This window comes from Streptomyces sp. ALI-76-A (genome assembly GCF_030287445.1).
GTDB lineage: Bacteria > Actinomycetota > Actinomycetes > Streptomycetales > Streptomycetaceae > Streptomyces.
The window spans coordinates 56476-75747 of sequence record NZ_JASVWB010000004.1 but is presented as its reverse complement, the minus strand read 5'-3'; the positions used below and the strand labels follow the sequence as shown (position 1 = coordinate 75747).

Genomic DNA, 19272 nt, shown 5'->3' with positions numbered 1-19272 from the left:
GGAGTTGGGACACCGCGGACGGGGGGTCGGAGGCGGGCGACCCGGCCGATCGCGCTAGCATCTGCCCACGCGCGGCAGCTCCTGCCAACACGCGGTCAGCCATCCGAGGGGGCCCGGAGACCGATGCCGGTCAAGGTCAGCGTCATCGTTCCCGTCTACAACCCGGGAATCTACATCGAGGACTGCATCGCCTCACTGCTCAGACAGTCGCTGCCGCCCGACGAGTACGAGATGGTCTTCGTCGACGACGGCTCCACCGACGCCACCCCCGCCCGGCTCGACGCGCTCGCCGCCGAGAACCCCCGGGTCAAGGTGATCCACCAGGAGCCCTCCGGCTGGTCGGGCAAGCCCCGCAACGTCGGCATCGCCGCCTCCGAGGGCGAGTACGTCATGTTCGTCGACAACGACGACTACCTCGGCGACGAGGCCCTGGAGCGGATGTACGACTACGGGGTGGCCAACGGCGCCGACGTCGTCGTCGGGAAGATGGCCGGCAAGGGCCGTGGCGTGCCGGTGGAGCTGTTCCGCCGCAACCACCCGCGCGCGAGCGTCGGGAACGCCCCGCTGATCGACAGCCTCACCCCGCACAAGATGTTCCGCCGGGCGTTCCTCGACCGCATCGGGCTGCGTTTCCCCGAGGGGCGGCGGCGGCTGGAGGACCACGTCTTCGTCACCGAGGCGTTCCTGCGCGCCGACAACGTCTCGGTGCTCAGCGACTACGTCTGCTACTACCACGTCAAACGTGACGACGCCTCCAACGCCGGATTCCAGCGCTTCGACCCGGTCGGCTACTACAAGAACCTGCGCGAGGCCCTCGACGTCGTCGAGCGGTACACCCCGCCGGGCGCCCTGCGGGACCGGCTCCACCGGCGCTGGCTGCGCATCGAGATGGTCGAGCGGATGCGCGGCCGGCGTCTGCTGGTCCTGCCCGAGGACTACCGCGGGGAGCTGTTCAAGGAGATCCGCGGGGTCGTCGTGGAGCGTTTCGGGCCCGGGGTGGCGGCCGGGCTGCCGCTGACCCAGCGGGTCATCGCCCAGCTGATCGCCGCCGACCGGTTGGACGACCTGGTGGCCTTCGCCGAGTGGGAGGCGTCCGTCGCCGTGCGCGCCGAGCCCGGGGACATCCGGTGGGAGGACGGCGCGCTGAAGATCGGCCTGACCGCCGAGTACACGGTCGGCGGGCAGCCGATGACGTTCCCGTCGGGCCGGACCGCCTCCGCGCCCGCCGATCCGCCGCGGGACGCGGCCGAGGCGATCGGCCGGGTGGGCGCCGACACCGTCGACCAGTTCGGGAAGGCCACGGCGGACCTGCTGCTGCGGGAACGCGCCAGTTCCGCGCAGTACTTCCAGCCGGTGGAGTTCACCCGGGAGATCGTGCCGGTGGACGACGGCGAGGGCGTCCGGCTGGTGCTGCGGGCCACGGCCACCGTCGATCCCGCCACCACGGCCGACGGCACCCCGGTGGGCGGCGGCCTCTGGGACGTCCTGGTCCGCGTCAAGCTGGGCGGCTGGACCAAGGAGTGCCGGCTCGGGCCGGTCCCCCGCAAGGGCGGCACGGCCGCCGTCGCCGGTGTGGTGGCCGGCCGGGTGGTGCTGCCGTACTGGACCGTCCACGGTCAGCTCGCCCTGGACGTCGACCGCGCGGCCAAGCGCCTGGGGCTGTCCGGGCTCCGGCCCGAGCACGTCACCGTCACCGGCGGCCGGCTGCGCGCGCCCCTGCCGCTGTACGTGCCCGGCGACACCGAGGTGCTGCTGCGGCTCACCGGCCAGGGCTCGGCGGACGTTTCCGGCACCCTGTCCCCGGACGGCGCCGGGGCGCGGCTGGAGGCAGCCCTGCCCGCCGGCGGCCTGGGCGGCGGGGTCCGGCCGGTCGCGCTGTGCCCGGCGCCGCAGGCGGACCAGCCGCGTTTCCTCGCGCTGCCGTTCGCGCTGCGCGCCGGAGCGGACGGGGTGCGGGTGGCGCGTCCGCCCCGGCCCGGTGCCGTACGGCAGCTGGCGGGCAGGGCGCGGCGGGTGCTCGGCCGGGTCCGTGCGAAGGCGACGGCCCGGGTCAGGGCGTGGAAGGCATGAACACGTCCGGCTGCCGGGGATAGCGGCACCCGGTCTCTCCGGGTCTCCTGAGTGCTCTCGGACGAGCCGGTGCACGGTGGTGTGCCGCAGCGCGAGGTGCGCGGGGCGCGCCCTCCGGACCCGGATGCCGGCGTCGCCGGCCCGAGGGCACCAGGCCGCCGCCGACTCGTCGCCGGCGGCGGAGCACGTGGAGGCGTCGTCGCCCGCTCAGGCGGAGCGGGTCCGGTCCGCTCGTGCGGGACCGGACCCGCTCCGCCCGCCGCCAGGGCCCGCGCGGCCCGGGCCTCAGCGGGTGACGGAGATCTGCTCCAGCGCCTTGCGCAGCGGCTCCCAGCCGCGGGAGCGCCCGATGCCGAGGTTGCGGGCGCGCACCAGCGGGCGCCAGAACGGCGCTTCCACCAGGGTCTCGGGCGTCACCGCGGGCACCCGCTCCAGGATCGCCTCGGGCACCTTCTGCGGGTCGGGCACCTTGAACTCGGCGATGATCTCGTCGTACCTGTCGTGCAGCACGGTGTTGTCCGGGTCGGCCCCGAAGACGACGAGCTGGCCGGTGGGCTGCGTGTCGACCAGGACGGTGACCAGGTCGGGGCGGTAGCGGTTGAGGATCTCCACGACCTTGTAGACGTCGCCGGTCCAGGCGCCGGTGTGCCGGTCGCGGGCGGCCTCGTCGATGTTGCGCGGCAGCATGTCGTCGAGGACGATCACGCTCGACCAGTCGGAGTGCTTCTCCACGTTCATGAAGTCGCGCAGCGCGTACTCGAACAGGTGCATGCCGTCGATGAACGACAGGTCGAGGGTGGTGCCCCGCCAGTAGCCGATCGGGCTGCGCCCGCGGCGCAGGTTGCGGACCGGGTGACGGCCGCCCTTCAGGTGCGCGAGCGGGTTCTCCCGGGCGAAGAAGTCGTCGCTGGTGGCCTTCACCAGGTGGACGTCGCACCGGATCTCGCTGACCACCTTGAAGGCGGGGTCGATGGCGATGCTGGGAACACGGGACAACGTCAGGCTGCGACCGTCGTTGACACCGATCTCCAGGTAGTTGCGGTTGGCGCTGACCTTGTGCAGCGACCGCAGGAACTCATGGCGTTTCACGCAGGGGACTCCTTGCGGATCCAGAAAGGGATTCGGGCGGGGCGGAACGCCCGTCACGCGACGGCGGCAGGCCTGGTTGCTGCCGGCGGCCGTGCGCTGGGGCGCTGTGGGCGGGTGGGAGCGCGGGCCGCGGACAGACCGCGCCGCCGGCGGGACGCACCCGGCCCGGGCCGGGCCGCGCGGTGCCGGAACACCTCGCGGGCCGGGCGGTACCTGGTGCTCGCGCCGGAGTGTGTGGCGCCGGAGGACACCGGCCGAGGTCCCCGCACGTCCCGGGCGATCCGGTGAGCGTACGGTCCACGGGCGGCTCGGCCGCGTCATGCTCGACCTCGCCGGCCGAACGGTCCACGAGCGGCTCGGCCGCGGACTGAGCGACCTCGTCGGCGTCGGCCACCGGCTCACCGGCGCGTGCGGCGACGCGGATGTCACCCCGCACGAACTCCTGCCGGACCGCGGCAAGTTCGACGGGGAGCCGGTCCGGCACCGGGATGCCGGGCGGGTCGGATCCGTCGGCCGCGAGGAGCGTACGAAAGTGGGTGGAGCCGACCGAACCGGCACCGGTGACGAGCTGGTTCATGAAGTGATCTGCACCTTGCTGTCGTCGCCGTCACCCAGGAGGCCGGCGCGCTCAGCGGCGCTGCCCCGCACGGCCGTTCCGGCGTCGGTGACGCCGGCCGCGGCGAGGGGCTCCGCACCGTGGAAGACGGCAGCCCAGTTCGCCGCTGGTACGAGGTGTCCGGCCGAGGTGTGCGTGATCGGCCTCAACCGTGTTCCGGCGCAGCCGGACAGCACGAGTGCCTTCATCTGCTTCACCATAGTCCGTCACGGGGGCAACGGACCATGGCGAGCGGGCAGCTCGTTGGTCAAGCGGGCGAGAAAACGATCAGTCCTCGCCCCGGAAGATGTTTCCCTCGGTGCCGGTCTGCGCCGTCCGCGGCGCGTTCCGGTCCTCGACCGCCGGGAGGCAGGTGCGCGGGGCGCGGCCGCCGCGCAGGCGGCGGGCCCTGGACCAGCCCGTCTCGGGCCTGCGGACAACGGGCTTCTCACTGGTCTGCGCGGTCACGGCACTTCATCTTCCTTCTGCGTTCCGTCCTGCCCTCGGTCCGCTGCGGGCCGGGGCGCACTGATGTCCCTTGTGCTGCCCTTCCGGGTCCCCGGCGGGGACCCGGGCAAACGAGACGGTCCGGGGCGGTGGACGCCGGCCTGGCCGTACAGGCCGGACAGGCGCGCCCCGGACCGTGGTGGTGGGGAGCGGCGGGGACGGGAGCGATCGGCCGGCGGGCCCAGCGCCCCGGCCCCGGTCCCGCTCAGGTGTTGGGCCGGGCCACGCTGATGTCGCCCAGGGCGGAGTCCGGGTCGCGTTCCATCGCCAGGTCGGCGAGGGCCACGATGCCGACGGGGTGGCCGCTCTCGACGACCGGGAGCCGGCGTACCGCATGCTCGCGCATGAGTTCGATCGCGTGGTCCACGTCGTCCTCGGGGGTCACGGTGACCAGGTCGTCGCTGCACGCGTCGGCGACCGTGGTCTGCTCCAGGTCGCCGCCCTCCGCGAGCGCGCGCACCACGAGGTCACGGTCGGTGACCAGGCCGCGCAACTCGTCGCCGTCGGCGACGAGGACGGCACCGAGGTCCTGGTCGCGCATCATCCGGGCGACGGCGGTCACGGAGGCCTGCGGTTCCACGGTGACCGGGGCGCTGGTCATGATGTCGCTGACGTGCTGAGTCATGACGTACCTCACTTCTCGGGGATTCTCCACGCCGGGTACCCAGCTGAGCGGCCCCTCCTCACTCCAGCGGCGCGATCTCGCTCCACACCTGCTTGCCGCCGCTGACGGGCACGGTGCCCCAGGCCGACGACATCGCCTCGACGAGGAGGATGCCCCGGCCGCCGGTGGCCTCCCAGCCGATGCTGGTGGGCTTGACGGGGGTGCGCGGGGAGGAGTCGGCGACGGCGACGCGCAGCCGGTGGTTGATCCGGGTCAGGTCGAGCCGGACCCGGCCGTCGGTGTGCACGAGGGCGTTGGTGACGAGTTCGGAGACGACGAGGAGGACGGCGTCCACGGTGTCGCCCGGGACGCCCCAGGCGCGCAGGGTGCGGCGGGTGAAGCGGCGGGCGTGTCCGACGGCCTGCGGGACCCGCCACACCGTCCAGCTCTCGCGCTGCGGGCGGGAGGCCATGCCGTCGTAGCGCAGCAGGAGCAGGGCGACGTCGTCGCTGCGGCGGGCGTTGCCGAGCAGGGCGTCGGCGACGAGCCCCAGGTGGGCGGGGTCCGCGCCGGCCAGGTCGTGGGCGAAGCGGTCCATGCCCACGTCGATGTCGGCCTCCACGGACTCGACCAGGCCGTCCGTGGTCAGGGCGATGACCGTGCCGGGCTGAAGCCGCAGCGGGCTCATCGGGAAGTCGGCCTGGGTGACCACGCCCAGCGGTGGTCCGCCCTCCGCCTCGGCGATCTCCGTGCCGCCGTCCGGGTGACGCAGCACCGGCGGCAGGTGTCCGGCGCGCACGCACCAGGCGGAGCCCTCCTCCAGATCGACGTCGACGTAGGCGCAGGTGGCGAAGAGGTCCGTCTCCAGGTCCGTGAGGAGGCGGTTGGCGCGCGAGACCACCACGTCGGGCGGGTGTCCCTCGACGGCGTAGGCGCGCAGCGCGGTGCGCATCTGGCCCATCAGGGTGGCGGCGCCCGCGCTGTGACCCTGGACGTCGCCGATGACGAGGCCGACGTGGTTGTCCGGCAGCGGGATCACGTCGTACCAGTCGCCGCCCAGCTCCAGGCCGGCCGTGCTCGGCAGATAACGGGCGACGGCGACCGCGCCGGGCAGCACCGGCAGGCGGCGGGGCAGCAGCTGGCGCTGGAGCATGCCGACGAGTTCGTGCTCGGCGTCGAAGGCGTGGGCACGCATCAGGGCCTGCCCGGCGAGGCCGGCCGAGGCGGTGAGCAGGGCGCGTTCGTCGGGGCCGAAGTCGTGCGGGGCGTCCCAGCCGATCAGGCAGGCGCCGGCCATGCGGCCGGAGGCGGGCAGCGGCAGGACGGCGAGGCCGCCGGGGCCGACGTCGGCGAGGGCCGGCTCCAGGGCGGTGCCGGCGGGCCAGATCTGGGACCGACCCTCGCGCAGGGCGGCGGCGAGCGTGGGCATGGTGCGCACGGGCGCGTCGGGCCATTCCGAACGCCACTCCAGGCGCCACAGCGCGGGCCACTCCTCCGGTTCCGGCGGGTCGAGGACGGTGACGACGAGCCGGTCGCCCTCCAGCTCGGCCAGCGCGATCCGGTCCGCCTGGAGCGGGCCGCGCAGGGCGGAGACGACGGCCTGGCTGACGTCGCGGACGGTGCCGGCGATGGCGAGGGCGGCGGCCAGGCGCTGCACCCGGGCCACGTCGGTCACGTCGGAGCGCAGCGTGGAGGCGTCGCCGACGGTGCCCACGAGCCGTGCCGGGTGCCCCTCGGCGCCCGGCAGGAGACGTCCGCGCAGCCTGAGCCATTTGGGCGGGCCGGAGGACTGGAGCACCCGGAACTCCAGCTCGCGGTCGCCGATGGACATGTGGTCGGCCTCGACCACGGACATCAGCGAGGGCAGGTCCTCCGGCACGGTCAGCCCGAGCAGGGTCTCGACCTTGCCGTCGAACGCGTCGGGGCTGAGGCCGAACAGCTCCAGGATGTCGTCGCCGACCTCCACCCGGCCGCTGTCCATGGCGAGGATGAAGGCGCCCGCCGCCAGCTCGTCGTCCTCCGCGGGTCGGGCCGGGACGGGGGCCACGACGGCATCGGTGATCAGTTCGAGGCAGGCGCGTTCCTCGGGGCCGAATCCGGCCGGCTCCTCGCTCACGGCGAGCAGACAGGCCCCGGCGTCGTCGCCGGAGGCGGGCAGGGCCGCCAGGAAGAACTCCCGCGAGAGCGCCCGCCGGGTCTCCGGCCAGGCGGCGAGTTCCGGTGGTCCGAGCCAGACCGGCCGCCCGGTGCGCAGCACGTCGGCCGCCGGGGAGCGGCCGGAACAGGGGTAGCTGTCCCGCAGCCCGTACAGCGTCCGGGGCACGCCCACCGACTCGACCAGGCACAAGGGGTCACCGTCCTCGCCGGGCGCGTAGACGGCGGCGAACGTGGCCCGGGCGAAGACGAGCGCCTGTTCGAGGACGCGGCGCAGCTTCTCGGGCGATTCGGGACCGGCTGCGAGCGTTTCGAGGGCAACTTCGACACGCGGCGTTCTCGTTCCGCGTCCCGCAGCGCCCTCACTGACCACGTTGGCCATTACAGCGCGTATAGGGCACCCGCGCAGCCCCTGTGACCGTTCGGCGGAGCGCGCGGGGAGCCGGCGCTCGGAGAACAGCCGTCCGGGCCGGACGTGACGCGTGCCCAGCGCGCGGTGAACTCGTGACAGACCTGACCGTCCGTGGCCGCCGGTCCCCCGGAGGCTCGTGGGCGTTTTCCTGGAGGGAGACGCGTGGACGGGCGGCACGAGGTGGACGCGCACGCCGACCGGCACGTCCGCGGGGCGCCGGACCGGCTGACCGGGAAGGCCTTCGCCGTGCGCGACGGGCCGCCGAGGGGGAGATTTGAATCCACGGACCCGTCGCCCGTCCGTATGAGGAGGTGGTCGTCGTGTCCGACCGGCAGGCGTCCGCCCCGGCACCGGTGACCGCCCGGACGCGGGTGGGACGGCCGCTGCTGTCGCTGGCCCTGGCCTCGATGATGGACGAGGTGCACGCGCACTCCGGCGCGGTCTATCTGCTGGCGGGTGACGGATCGGTGCTGGAGATGGCGGTGATGGCGGGGCTGCCCCGCTCGTTCGCGGCGCCCTGGGAGCGGGTGGGGCTGAGCGCGCCGATCCCGGTGGCCGAGGCGGTGCGCGAACGGCGGCTGGTCTGGGTCGGCGGGGAACAGGAGATGGCGGCCCGCTATCCGCGGATCGCGGTGGTGCTGCCGTATCCCTTCGCGCTGGCCGCGGTGCCGGTCGCCACCCGGTCGACGGTGTACGGCGCGGTCTTCGTGACCTGGCCCGGGGCGCATCCGCCGGAGCTGTCCGACCGGGAACGCGACCATCTGAGCGCGGCCTGCGACCGGCTGGCCGTGCGGCTGGAGCGGGCCGTCGAGGACAGCGTTCCGCTGCACGCCGAGCCCGATCTGCTCGCCGGTCCCCTGGCGGGCGGCGTGGCCGGCACGCTCGGCACGGTGGAGGCGGCGCGGATGGTGGCCCGGCTGCCGTACGGGCTGTGCTCGCTGGATCTGCACGGCCGGATCACCTTCGCCAACACGGCCGCCGCCGAACTGATCGGCGTACCGGCCGGCTCTCTGCTCGGCACTCCGCTGTGGGCGTCGGTGCCCTGGCTCAACGACCCGGTCTACGAGGACCGTTACCGGGCCGCGCTGTTCAGCCAGCACACCACGTCGTTCGTGGCGCTCCGGCCGCCCGGCGACTGGCTCTCGTTCCGTCTGTACCCCAGCACCACCGGGCTGAGCGTGCGGATCAGCCGGGCGCGGGCCGTGGCGGAGATGAACCGGTCCGGGCCGCGGCCCGGCGACACCTCGCCCCGGCTCGTCACCATCTCCCAGGTCCTGAGCCTGGCCGGCGCCCTCACCGAGGCGGTGGGGGTGCAGGACGTGGTGCAGCTCGTCGCGGACGAGATCGCGCCGGCCGTGGGCAGCCAGGCCCTGGTCGTCCTCGGGTCCCGGGCGGGCCGGCTGCACGTGCTGGGGCACCGCGGATACCCGGACCCGCACGTCGTGGAACGGTTCGACGGACTGCCCCTGACCGAGCGGACCCCGGGCACCCGCGTCCTGACCAACGGAGTGCCCGGGTTCTTCGAGTCCCGGGAGCAGCTGGAGCGGCTGTATCCGGAGCGGCAGGCGACCCCGGACGGTTTCGCGGCGTGGGCGTATCTGCCGCTGATCGCCTCGGGCCGCCCGGTGGGCACGTGCGTGCTGGCCTACCCCGAGCCGCACCCGTTCCCCACGGACGAGCGGGCGGTGCTGACCAGTCTGGGCGGGCTGATCGCCCAGGCCCTGGAACGGGCGATGCTCTACGACGCCAAACACCAGCTGGCGCACGGCCTGCAAGAGGCCCTGCTGCCCCATTCGCTGCCCCCGCTGCCCGGTATCGAGGCGGCCGCGCGCTATCTGCCGGCCACCCAGGGCATGGACATCGGCGGCGACTTCTACGACCTGGTGCCGGCCCAGGGGCTCGCGGCGGCCGTGATCGGGGACGTCCAGGGTCACAACGTGACGGCGGCGGGGCTGATGGGACAGATCCGTACCGCCGTACGGGCCTACACGACGGTCGGGCAGACGCCCGGGGAGGTCATGCGGAGCACCAACCGACTGCTGATCGACCTCGGCTCCGACCTGTTCGCCAGCTGCCTGTATCTGCGGCTCGCCCCGGAGCACGGGCGGGCCGTGATGGCCCGGGCGGGGCATCCGCCGCCGCTGCTGCGCCGGCCGGACGGGCGGGTCCGCGTGCTCGACCTGGCGGGCGATCCGCTGCTGGGCATCGACGCCACGGCCACGTACCCGACGACGGAGGTGGACTTCGCTCCCGGCTCCGTGCTCGTCCTCTACACCGACGGGCTGATCGAGTCGCCCGGGGTGGACATCGAGGACGCGCTCGCCGATCTCGGACGGCGGCTGGCCGAGGTCGGCGACCGCCCCCTGGACGAGCTGGCCGACGACCTCGTCCGCCACGGCGCGGCCACCGGGGAACGCCCCGACGACGTGGCACTGCTGCTGCTCAGGGCCCGACGGGAGGACTGACGGGGCGGGGCGCCGGCAGCGGGGGACGCGTAGGTCCCAGGCTCCGGGTCCGCGCGGCGGGCGGGGGCGCGGGCTTGGACCCCGGGCGCGGGCGTTGGACGAGCACGCGGGCATTGGACGCCAGGCGCGGGCATAGGACGAAGGCGCGGGCGTGGACGAGGGCGCGGGCGTGGACGCCAGGCGCGGGCATAGGACGAGGGCGCGGGCGTGGACGAGGGCGCGGGCATGGATGCCAGGCGCGGGCATAGGACGAAGGCGCGGGCGTGGACGAGGGCGCGGGCATTGGACCCCGGACACGAGCGCGGGACGCCGGGTAGTGGGCGCGGGGCACCGGGCACGCGTGCCGAACGCGAGCGCGGGACGCCGGACGTCGGACGCCGGACGCGAACACCGGACACCCGGACCCCGGACACCGGGCACAGAACGCCGGACACCAAGCAAGAGCGCCGGACGCGGGCGCCAGGCAGGACCGGGGACGCCGGACATGAGCGCGGGGACCGGACACACGCGCCGCACGCAAAGCGGTCCGGCCCTCCCGCCGGAGGGCCGGACCAGTCCACCACCGGCCGGTGTTTCGCGGTGGCCGGGATGGGTCCGCACTCCCGAGAGCGGCTCAGTGGGGGCGAACCGCTTTCGGGAGTGCCGCGACCCGTGTACCCGGGCCGCCGCCGAGGCGGCCGGACTTCGCGTCCGGACCGCCGTCGGACGACCGGATCAGTGGGTCTCGGTCAGGCCGGAGCCGTCGTCGACGCCCGCGCCCGACTCCTCACCGACGCCGGCCTCTTCACCGACGCCCGCCTCTTCACCCGCGCCGGCTTCCTCACCAGCGCCGGCCTCCTCACCCGCACCGGCCTCCTCGCCGCCGACCGCGTCACCGGCACCGGCCTCCTCGCCCGCACCGGCCTCCTCGCCGCCGACCGCGTCACCGGCACCGGCTCCCTCGCCGCCGGCCTCTTCGCCGGCGCCACCGGCCGCGTCACCCGCGCCGAGCGTCGCGCCGACCGCTTCCAGCGCGGTGGTGACCGGCTGGAAGAAGGTCTCGCCGCCGACCGTGCAGTCACCGCTGCCGCCGGAGGTCAGGCCGATGGCCAGACCGTCCTGGGTGAAGAGCGAGCCGCCGCTGTCGCCGGGCTCGGCGCAGACGTTGGTCTGGATGAGCCCGGTGACGGTGCCCTCCGGGTAGTTCACGGTGGCGTCGAGTCCGAGGACCTGACCGTCGCTCAGCCCGGTGGTGCTGCCCATCCGGATCACCTCCAGACCGACCTCGGCCTCCGCGGCCTGGGAGATCTGGACGGTCTGCCCGCCGCCGACGTTGACCTCGCTCGGGGCCACGGTTGCCGGGTCGTCGTACTTCACCAGCGCGAAGTCACCCTCGCCGGGGAAGGTGGCCTGGTCGACGGTGGCGATCGGCTCGCCGTCCTGCGCGTCCGACCACGCGGCCTCCGCGACCCCGCAGTGACCGGCGGTCAGGAAGGCGGGAGCGCCGTCGCCCGCCGTGACGTTGAAGCCGAGCGAGCAGCGCGCGCCGCCGCCGAAGATGGCGTCACCGCCGGAGACGAACGTCCTGAAGGTGCCGGCCGACTTCTTGATGGTCGCCATGCCGGAGCCGAGGGTCTCGACCGTCGATTCCAGTCTGTCCCACTTGGTGCCGGTGACCGTGCTGTCGGCGGTGACCAGGATCTTGTTCGTCCTGGGGTCGACGGCCCACGCGGTGCCCGGGATCGTCGCCTTCGTCTTCAGGGTCTGCGCGCCGGCCTCGAGTTCGGCCATGCTGTTGTCGACCTCGCGGACGGTGACGCCCGCCTTCTTCGCCTGGACGATCACGTTGTTGTTGTCGCCCGGTATGACGTTGACGACGAGCTGCTGGCTGGCGGCGTCGTAGTAGGAACCGGCGAAGGCGTCACCGAGCAGTCCGGCGACCTGCGAGGCGAGATCGGAGGCGTCCGCCGCCTTCAGAGTCCTCGGCGCGGCGGCGGCGTCGTTCGAGGCGCCGTCCTGGGAGGCGTTGGCGTTGGGGAGCAGGATCGCGGCTGCTCCGAGCGCCACCACGCCGCCCGCCGCCATCGCGGCCTTGCGCTTCGGAATTCGCTTGTGACTCAAACTTCTCGACCTCCTGAGGGACCGGAGTCTCTTGCCGGGTGCGGCAGTTGTTGGGGCGCCTGGATGGCAGGAGGTACGCACGGGGTGCGCGGGGCGTTCAATTCCGTTTCCGTGCGTCCGTCGCACGACACCGAATCGGCCATGGCCCGCTCCCGACGGACCGGCCCGGGGAACAGTCCCCCATATGGCGATGACGACCGCCGAAGCCGACAAGATCCTCGCCGACGACTTCGCCCCGTGGGTCCTCGGCCTGGGCCTGCGGGCCGAGGCCTTGGGCGAGGACCGCGCGACGCTGCGTCTTCCCTGGTCGGACCGGTTGTCGCGGGAGGGCGGTGGACTGTCGGGGCAGGCCCTGACGGCCGCCGCCGACACGGCGACCGTGATCGCGATGTCGGCCGCCCCGGGCGCCTACGGACCGATGACGACGGTGCAGCAGTCGACGTCCTTCCAGCGCGTGGTGACCGGTGCGGATGTCCTGATCGAGGCGGTGGTCACCAAGCTGGGCCGCAGGCTGGCCTTCGCCGACGTCACGATGACCGACGCGGAGTCCGGGCGGCTCGCGGCCCACGCGAGCACGGTCCACGCCCTCCTGGGCTGACACGCCAGGCGACCGGGCGATGACGTTCCGTCATGGACGCCGGATCGAATCCTTGCTCCAGGGAATCTGCACACCGGCTGCGCAACGGGGTCATCGCACGCGGAGGATCTGCACACGCCGTCGGCGTCCGGCGCCCATTGGCGCGGTGTGTCTGATTCGCTCACCGTGTCGCAAGGGCTCGCGTGAACCGATGCCGCGCGCGGTGTGAAGAAGTCGCCACCAAGCCGTGTCGGGGCCTGCACCGAATGAAGCTCCGGTGACGCAAGTTGCCTGGTGGGGGCGGTGGTTGATTGGAAGCACCGACCCGTCGCGTGCTTTGATCCATCGCACCGCAGGGGCCGACAGGGCGCTTCGGAAACCGGCGCCCGGCACCTGCGGTCGCTGCGGTTCCTCTCATCCTCAGAGGGGGCCGCTCTCCCCCTGTGACATACCCATACGAAGGGAAGTTCCATCATGAACTCCACCCCCCAGGTCGCGACCGTCGAGATCTCCGACGCCGAGCTCGACAACGTCTCCGGCGGCCTGGCCGTGAACGCCCTCGGCACCGTCACCGGCCTGGTGGACGGCGTTGCCCCGGTCTCCGGCCTGGTCAACACGGCTGTCGGCACCGTCGAGGGTGTCACCGGCCTGAACACCGCCCCGGTCACCAGCCTGGTCGCCGGTCTCTGACCGCACCATGAGTGACCGTTGAGTCCCGGAGCCGCATCCCGGCTCCGGGACTCTCGGATGCCGTAAATAATTCCTCCCACAGGTGAGGGAAAGTTCCGTGCAGTTCCGCCAACAGGCCCTCGCCAAGCTCCAGTCGCCCGAGGAGCTGGATCTTCCGGTGCGCTTCGCCCGTCCCCAGGGCTGGCTCGTGCTGTCCGTGACGGTGGCCGTGATGGCGGCCGCGTCCGTGTGGGCGGTGACCGGTTCGGTGGCCTCCACGGTCGGCGCGCCCGCGATCCTCACCCACGGACAGGGCAGTTACCTCCTGCAGAGCCCGGTGGCCGGCCAGGTGACCCAGGTCGTCGCCGAGCAGGGCGAGCGGCTGCCGGCCCGCGCGCCCCTGTTGAAGGTCCGTACGGCGGACGGCGAGACCGTGGTCCGTACGGTCGCCGCGGGCCGGGTCACCGCGCTCGCCGCCACCATCGGGCAGATCGTCCGGACCGGCGCGAACCTCGCCGCGGTGGAGAAGGTCGCCCGCGCCTCGGACCCCTTGTACGCGACGGTGTACGTGCCGGCCGGGAACGCGGCGTCCATTCCCGCCAACGCCGCCGTGGACCTCACCGTCCAGTCGGTGCCGACGCAGCAGTACGGCGTGCTGCGCGGCCATGTGAAGTCGGTGGACCGGTCCGCGCAGTCGGCGCAGCAGATCTCCGCGTTCCTCGGCGACAGCCAGCTGGGTGAGCAGTTCACCGAGGACGGCAGGCCGGTGGCCGTACTGGTCACGCTGGACAAGTCGTCCGGCACGAGGAGCGGTTACCGGTGGTCGTCCGCGGACGGGCCGCCGTTCGCCCTCACCTCCATGACGATGGCCACGGGTTCGATCCGGCTGGCCGATCAGCATCCCGTCGATTGGCTGCTGCCGTGAGCACCGCACAGGACACCCGGAGCCGGCGTCGCGCCGCTCCACCGAGACGCCCCGTCCCCATGGGGAGGGTGAAGACCGTCCGCACGCCCACCGTGCTCCAGATGGAGGCGGTCGAGTGCGGCGCCGCCTCCCTGGCCATGGTGCTGGGCCACTACGGCAGGCACGTCCCGCTGGAGGAGCTGCGGATCGCCTGCGGTGTGTCCCGGGACGGCTCGCGCGCCAGCAACCTGCTGAAGGCGGCCCGCGGTTACGGCCTCACGGCCAAGGGCATGCAGATGGACACGGCCGCCCTCGCCGGGGTGAGGACACCGGCCGTGCTGTTCTGGGAGTTCAACCACTACGTCGTCTACGACGGCATGGGCCGCCGCTTCGGTCGCCGCGGGGTCTGGATCAACGACCCCGGCAAGGGCCGCCGTTTCGTGCCCATGGAGGACTTCGACGGCAGCTTCACCGGTGTCGTCCTGGTCATGGAGCCCGGCGACGGCTTCACCAGGGGCGGGCGCAGGCCGGGGGTGCTGGGCGCGATGCCGGCCCGGCTGCGCGGCACCGCGGGCACCATGCCGGCCGCGGTGCTGGCGAGCCTGCTGCTGGTGGTGGTCGGCGCGGCCGTGCCCGCGCTCAGCCGCACCTACATCGACATGTTCCTGATCGGAGGCCAGACGTCCCTGCTGGGCGTGCTGTTCGCGTCGATGGGCGCGAGTGTGCTGCTCACGCTGGTGCTGACCTGGTTGCAGCAGGCGAACCTGCTGCACGGCCGCGTCATCTCCTCCACCCTCTCCAGCGCCCGCTTCCTGCGCCATCTGCTGCGGTTGCCGGTCACCTTCTTCTCCCAGCGCAGTCCGGCCGACCTGGTGCAGCGCCTCCAGTCCAACGACCAGGTGGCCGAGACCCTGGCCCGCGACCTCGCGGCGGCGGGCGTGGACGCCGTGGTCGTCGTCCTGTACGCGGTGCTGCTGTACACGTACGACCCCCAGCTCACGTACGTCGGTATCGGGGTGGCGCTGCTGAACGTGGTGGCCATGCGGGTCGTCATCCGGCTGCGTGCCACCCGTACGGCGAAGCTGCGCGCGGACAGTGCCCGGCTCACCACCACGGCGTACACCGGGCTCCAGTTGATCGAGACGATGAAGGCGACCGGCGGCGAGGACGGCTACTTCCGCAAGTGGGCGGGGCAGCACGCCACCACCCTGGAGGAGCAGCAGCGGCTCGGCGTGCCGGGCGCCTGGCTGGGCGTGGTCGCTCCGACGCTCGCCTCGCTGAACAGCGCCCTGATCCTGTGGATCGGCGGGATGCGGGCCGTGGAGGGCGGTATCTCGGTCGGTCTGCTGGTCGCCTTCCAGGCTCTGGTCACCCGCTTCACCGCCCCGATCACCCGCCTCAACGGCGTGGCGGGCCGCATCCAGGACTTCGCGGCCGACGTGGCCCGGCTGAAGGACGTGGAGAACTTCCGGGCCGACCCGCTCTACGACCGTCCCGGCGCGGGCGAGTCGACACGCCGTCTGCAGGGCCACGTAGAGCTTCAGGACATCACCTTCGGCTACAGCCCGCTGGACAAGCCGCTGCTCACCGGCTTCGACCTGACGGTGGGGCCCGGACAGCAGGTCGCGCTGGTCGGCGGCTCCGGCAGCGGCAAGTCGACCGTGTCCCGGCTGATCTCGGGCCTGTACGCCCCGTGGGAGGGCGTGATCCGGATCGACGGGCAGCGTCTGGACGACATCCCGCGCGGGGCGCTCGCGGCCTCCGTCTCGTTCGTCGACCAGGACGTGTTCCTCTTCGAGGGCACGGTCCGCGACAACGTGGCGCTGTGGGACCCCTCCGTCCCGGACGACGCCGTGGTGGACGCGCTGCGCGACGCGGCCCTGTACGAGGTGATCGCGCGACGGCCCGGCGGCATCCACAGCAGGGTCGAGCAGGACGGCCGCAACTTCTCCGGCGGTCAGCGTCAACGCCTGGAGATCGCGCGGGCGTTGGTGCGCAGGCCCAGCATCCTGGTGCTCGACGAGGTGACCAGCGCGCTGGACGCGGAGACCGAGCTGGTGGTGATGGACAACCTGCGCAGGCGCGGCTGCGCCTGTGTGGTGATCGCGCACCGGCTCAGCACCGTGCGCGACAGCGACGAGATCGTCGTCCTGGAACACGGCACGATCGTGGAACGGGGGCGGCACGGGGAACTGGTCGCCCGCGGTGGCGCGTACGCCCGGCTGGTCAGGGAGCACTGAGATGACGACCGCACACGAGGGAGACCTCGTTCTGGGCGCGCTCGGGTCCATGGGCACGCCCCTCGACTGCGCCGGCCTCAGCCGTCTCGACCTCGAAGGCCCGCAGGTGCTGTGGCTGGTCGCGGCCGGCGCCCTGGACCTGTTCGCGGTCGACGCCGGACACCAGGGCCACTGGCACCATCTGGGCCGCCTGGAGGCGGGCTCCCTCCTGCTCGGTCCGGTCGCGGGGCCGCAGCACACCCTGGTGGCACGGCCGCTCAGGGACTGCGTGGTACGCCGCATCGGGCTGCGCGAGCTGTACGGGCCCGCCCACACCCAGACCTGGTCCTACGACGAGTACGGCAGCCCGCGGTACGTGCCGCCGACGACGAGCCCGCTGGAGTACGCCCTCGCGCTGGGCGTCGGCCGCGGCCTGTCCATCCTCTTCCAGGCGCCGATGGCCACCGAGCGGCCGGCCGCGCCCACGGACGACGACGTGTTCTGGATGCAGGTCCCGCCGGGCAGCGTGCAGTACGGCTCGCTGTACGGCGCGGAGGGGGTGGCCGACCTGCTGATGGACCCGGGGGTCTGGCAGAGCATGGTCGACCAGCAGTACCGGCTGCTGACCACGCTGGACCGCTGGATCGAGCAGGTGGAGCGCACCCACGAGACGCGGACGGCGGCCGGTATCAAGGCCGGTGAGGCGGTCCGCGCCCAGGCCGACCGGACGCTGCTGGCGTCGATCGGCAAGCGGTCGGACCGACGTACGACGTCCGCCGACGCGGACGCCGGTTACGCGGCGTGCAAGCTCGTCGCCCGGGCGGCCGGGATCGCGCTCGCCGAGCCCGCCCGGTCCGGCACCGAGAGCGACCGCCTCGACCCGGTCGAGCGGATCGCCCTGGCCTCCCGGGTACGGACCCGGTCCGTACGGCTGGACGGCCGCTGGTGGCGCGACGACGTCGGCCCACTGGTGGGCCACCGCGCCCTGTCCGGTGCGCCGGTGGCGCTGCTGTGGCGGCGCGGCGGCTATGTGTCCGTGCACCCGGCGACCGGCCGGGAGACGCCCGTCGAGAAGGCGAACGCGGCGGAGTTCGAGCCGCGCGCGGTGATGTTCTACCGGCCGCTGCCGGACCGTCCGCTCGGTCCGCTCGGGCTGCTGCGCTTCAGCATGCGCGGCACGGGCGGCGACCTGAGGAACCTCCTCGTCAGCGGTCTGGTGACGGTGGCGATCGGGGCCCTGGTGCCGATCGCCACCGGCAAGGTGCTCGGCGAGTTCGTGCCGAGGGCGCAGAGCGACCTGATCGTGCAGTTCTGTCTGGCCGTGATGATCAGCAGCGTGGTGGCGGCGGCCTTCATGCTGATGCAGAACCTGACCCTGCTGCGCGTGGAGGGCCGGATCGAGTCGACGCTCCAACCGGCGGTGTGGGACCGGCTGTTGAGGCTGCCGACGAAGTTCTTCACCGAGCGCTCGACCGGCGAGCTGGCGAGCGCCGCCATGGGCGTCAGCGCGATCCGCCGGATGCTGGCGGGCCTGGGTCCGGTGGTCACCCAGTCGGTGACCGTGGGTGCGATGAACCTGGGGCTGCTGTTCTGGTACAGCGCCCCGATGGCGCTGGCGGCGATCGGGATGCTCGTCGTCATCGCCGCCGTGTTCCTGGGCCTGGGGCTGTGGCAGGTGCGCTGGCAGCGGCGCCTGGTGGTGCTCGGCAACAAGCTGAACAACCAGGCCTTCCAGACCCTGCGCGGCCTGCCGAAGCTCAGGATCGCGGCGGCCGAGAACTACGCCTACGCGGCCTGGGCCTCCCAGTTCGCGCGCAGCCGGGAGCTGCAACAGAAGGTGGGGCGCATCAAGAACCTCACCACGGTGATGGGCGCGGTGTATCTGCCGCTGTGCACGCTGCTGATGTTCATGCTGCTGGCGGGCCCGGCGCGCGGGGCGATGTCGGCGGCCGCGTTCCTCACCTTCAACACCTCGGTGACGATGCTGCTGACCGCCGTCACCCAGCTGACCGGCTCCTTCGTCTCCCTGGTGGCCGCGCTGCCGCTGTTCGAGGAGATCAAGCCGGTGCTGGAGGCCACCCCCGAGGTGCGCCGGGCGAGCACCCGGCCGGGACCGCTGACCGGGGCGGTCGAGGCCCGCGGGCTCTCCTTCCGGTACGCGGAGGACGGGCCGTTGGTGCTGGACGACGTGTCGTTCCGGATCCGCCCCGGCGAGTTCGTGGCGGTCGTCGGCCCGAGCGGCTGCGGCAAGTCCACGCTGCTGCGGCTGCTGATCGGCTTCGACCGGCCGGTGTCCGGCAGTGTGCTCTACGACGGCCAGGACCTGGCCGCGCTCGACCAGTCCGCCGTGCGCAGGCAGTGCGGGGTGGTGCTCCAGCACGCGCAGCCGTTCACCGGTTCGATCCTGGACGTCATCTGCGGCACCGAGCCGTACACGCCGGAGGAGGCGATGGCGGCGGCCGAGATGGCGGGGCTCGCCGAGGACATCAGGCGGATGCCGATGGGCCTGCACACCATCGTCGCGGGCAGCGGGGCGATCTCCGGGGGCCAGCGCCAACGCCTCATGATCGCGCAGGCGTTGATCCGCCGTCCGCGCATCCTGTTCTTCGACGAGGCGACCAGCGCCCTGGACAACGAGACCCAGCGCACGGTCATCGAGAGCACCAAGGCCCTCGACGCCACCCGGATCGTCATCGCGCACCGCCTGTCCACCGTGCTGGACGCGGACCGCGTGATCGTGATGGAGGACGGCAGGGTCGCCCAGCAGGGTCCGCCCGCCGAGCTCCTCGCGGACACCGGTGGCCGGCTGCACGAGCTGGTGCGGCGGCAGATGACGTAGCCCTCCCCCGCTCCCGGCTCCCCGCTCAGCGCTCAGCGCTCAGCGCTCAGCGCTCAGCGCTCAGCGAA

13 protein-coding genes are annotated in these 19272 nt (G+C 73.1%); 7 read left to right on the top strand and 6 right to left on the bottom strand.

All coding sequences use genetic code 11. From position 1 onward, the window contains the following. Positions 1-123 precede the first annotated feature (123 nt). Positions 124-2070, top strand: a complete 1947-nt coding sequence (locus QQS16_RS36915; protein ID WP_286066897.1) for a glycosyltransferase family 2 protein — start codon at positions 124-126, stop codon at positions 2068-2070. A gap of 285 nt (positions 2071-2355) precedes the next feature. On the opposite strand, the gene QQS16_RS36910 is transcribed toward QQS16_RS36915, so the two are convergent. The 5 genes from QQS16_RS36910 to QQS16_RS36890 all read right to left on the bottom strand — a co-directional run bounded on the left by QQS16_RS36910 (position 2356) and on the right by QQS16_RS36890 (position 7401). Next, entirely contained in the window at positions 2356-3159 is an 804-nt protein-coding gene (locus tag QQS16_RS36910; protein ID WP_286066896.1) for a class I SAM-dependent methyltransferase, read from the bottom strand. Between the two features lie 573 nt (positions 3160-3732). Further along, positions 3733-3963, bottom strand: coding sequence for a sugar phosphate nucleotidyltransferase (locus tag QQS16_RS43640; protein ID WP_353479740.1), 231 nt, complete (start codon positions 3961-3963; stop codon positions 3733-3735). Positions 3964-4042: 79 nt separating this feature from the next. Beyond that, positions 4043-4222, bottom strand: coding sequence for a hypothetical protein (locus QQS16_RS36900; protein WP_286066895.1), 180 nt, complete (start codon positions 4220-4222; stop codon positions 4043-4045). Between the two features lie 244 nt (positions 4223-4466). Further along, positions 4467-4886 (bottom strand): CBS domain-containing protein, encoded by a 420-nt coding sequence (locus QQS16_RS36895; protein WP_286066894.1) that lies wholly within the window; start codon positions 4884-4886, stop codon positions 4467-4469. A 58-nt stretch (positions 4887-4944) separates the two neighbouring features. Then, on the bottom strand, positions 4945-7401 hold the full coding sequence (locus QQS16_RS36890) for a SpoIIE family protein phosphatase (RefSeq protein WP_286066893.1): 2457 nt from the start codon (positions 7399-7401) through the stop codon (positions 4945-4947). 341 nt (positions 7402-7742) lie between these two features. Between QQS16_RS36890 and QQS16_RS36885 the strand changes: the two genes are divergently transcribed. Next, positions 7743-9896, top strand: a complete 2154-nt coding sequence (locus QQS16_RS36885; protein ID WP_286066892.1) for a PP2C family protein-serine/threonine phosphatase — start codon at positions 7743-7745, stop codon at positions 9894-9896. A gap of 714 nt (positions 9897-10610) precedes the next feature. Here the strand turns inward: QQS16_RS36885 and QQS16_RS36880 are convergent. Beyond that, positions 10611-11996 carry a S1 family peptidase gene (locus QQS16_RS36880; protein ID WP_286066891.1) on the bottom strand — a complete coding sequence of 462 codons (1386 nt, stop codon included), beginning with the start codon at positions 11994-11996 and terminating at the stop codon, positions 10611-10613. A 184-nt stretch (positions 11997-12180) separates the two neighbouring features. Here QQS16_RS36880 and QQS16_RS36875 point away from each other — a divergent pair, with 184 nt between their 5' ends. From QQS16_RS36875 to QQS16_RS36855, 5 genes are all read left to right on the top strand, one after another. Beyond that, positions 12181-12594 carry a PaaI family thioesterase gene (locus QQS16_RS36875; protein ID WP_286066890.1) on the top strand — a complete coding sequence of 138 codons (414 nt, stop codon included), beginning with the start codon at positions 12181-12183 and terminating at the stop codon, positions 12592-12594. Between the two features lie 453 nt (positions 12595-13047). After that, positions 13048-13263 carry a type A2 lantipeptide gene (locus QQS16_RS36870; protein WP_286066889.1) on the top strand — a complete coding sequence of 72 codons (216 nt, stop codon included), beginning with the start codon at positions 13048-13050 and terminating at the stop codon, positions 13261-13263. A gap of 97 nt (positions 13264-13360) precedes the next feature. Continuing rightward, positions 13361-14167, top strand: coding sequence for an HlyD family efflux transporter periplasmic adaptor subunit (locus QQS16_RS36865; protein WP_286066888.1), 807 nt, complete (start codon positions 13361-13363; stop codon positions 14165-14167). Then, complete coding sequence (locus tag QQS16_RS36860; RefSeq protein WP_286066887.1) at positions 14164-16386, top strand: NHLP family bacteriocin export ABC transporter peptidase/permease/ATPase subunit; 2223 nt, start codon at positions 14164-14166, stop codon at positions 16384-16386. The genes QQS16_RS36865 and QQS16_RS36860 overlap by 4 nt, the downstream gene beginning before the upstream one ends. Before the next feature lies 1 nt (position 16387). Then, positions 16388-19204 (top strand): NHLP bacteriocin export ABC transporter permease/ATPase subunit, encoded by a 2817-nt coding sequence (locus QQS16_RS36855; protein ID WP_286066886.1) that lies wholly within the window; start codon positions 16388-16390, stop codon positions 19202-19204. Positions 19205-19272 lie beyond the last annotated feature (68 nt).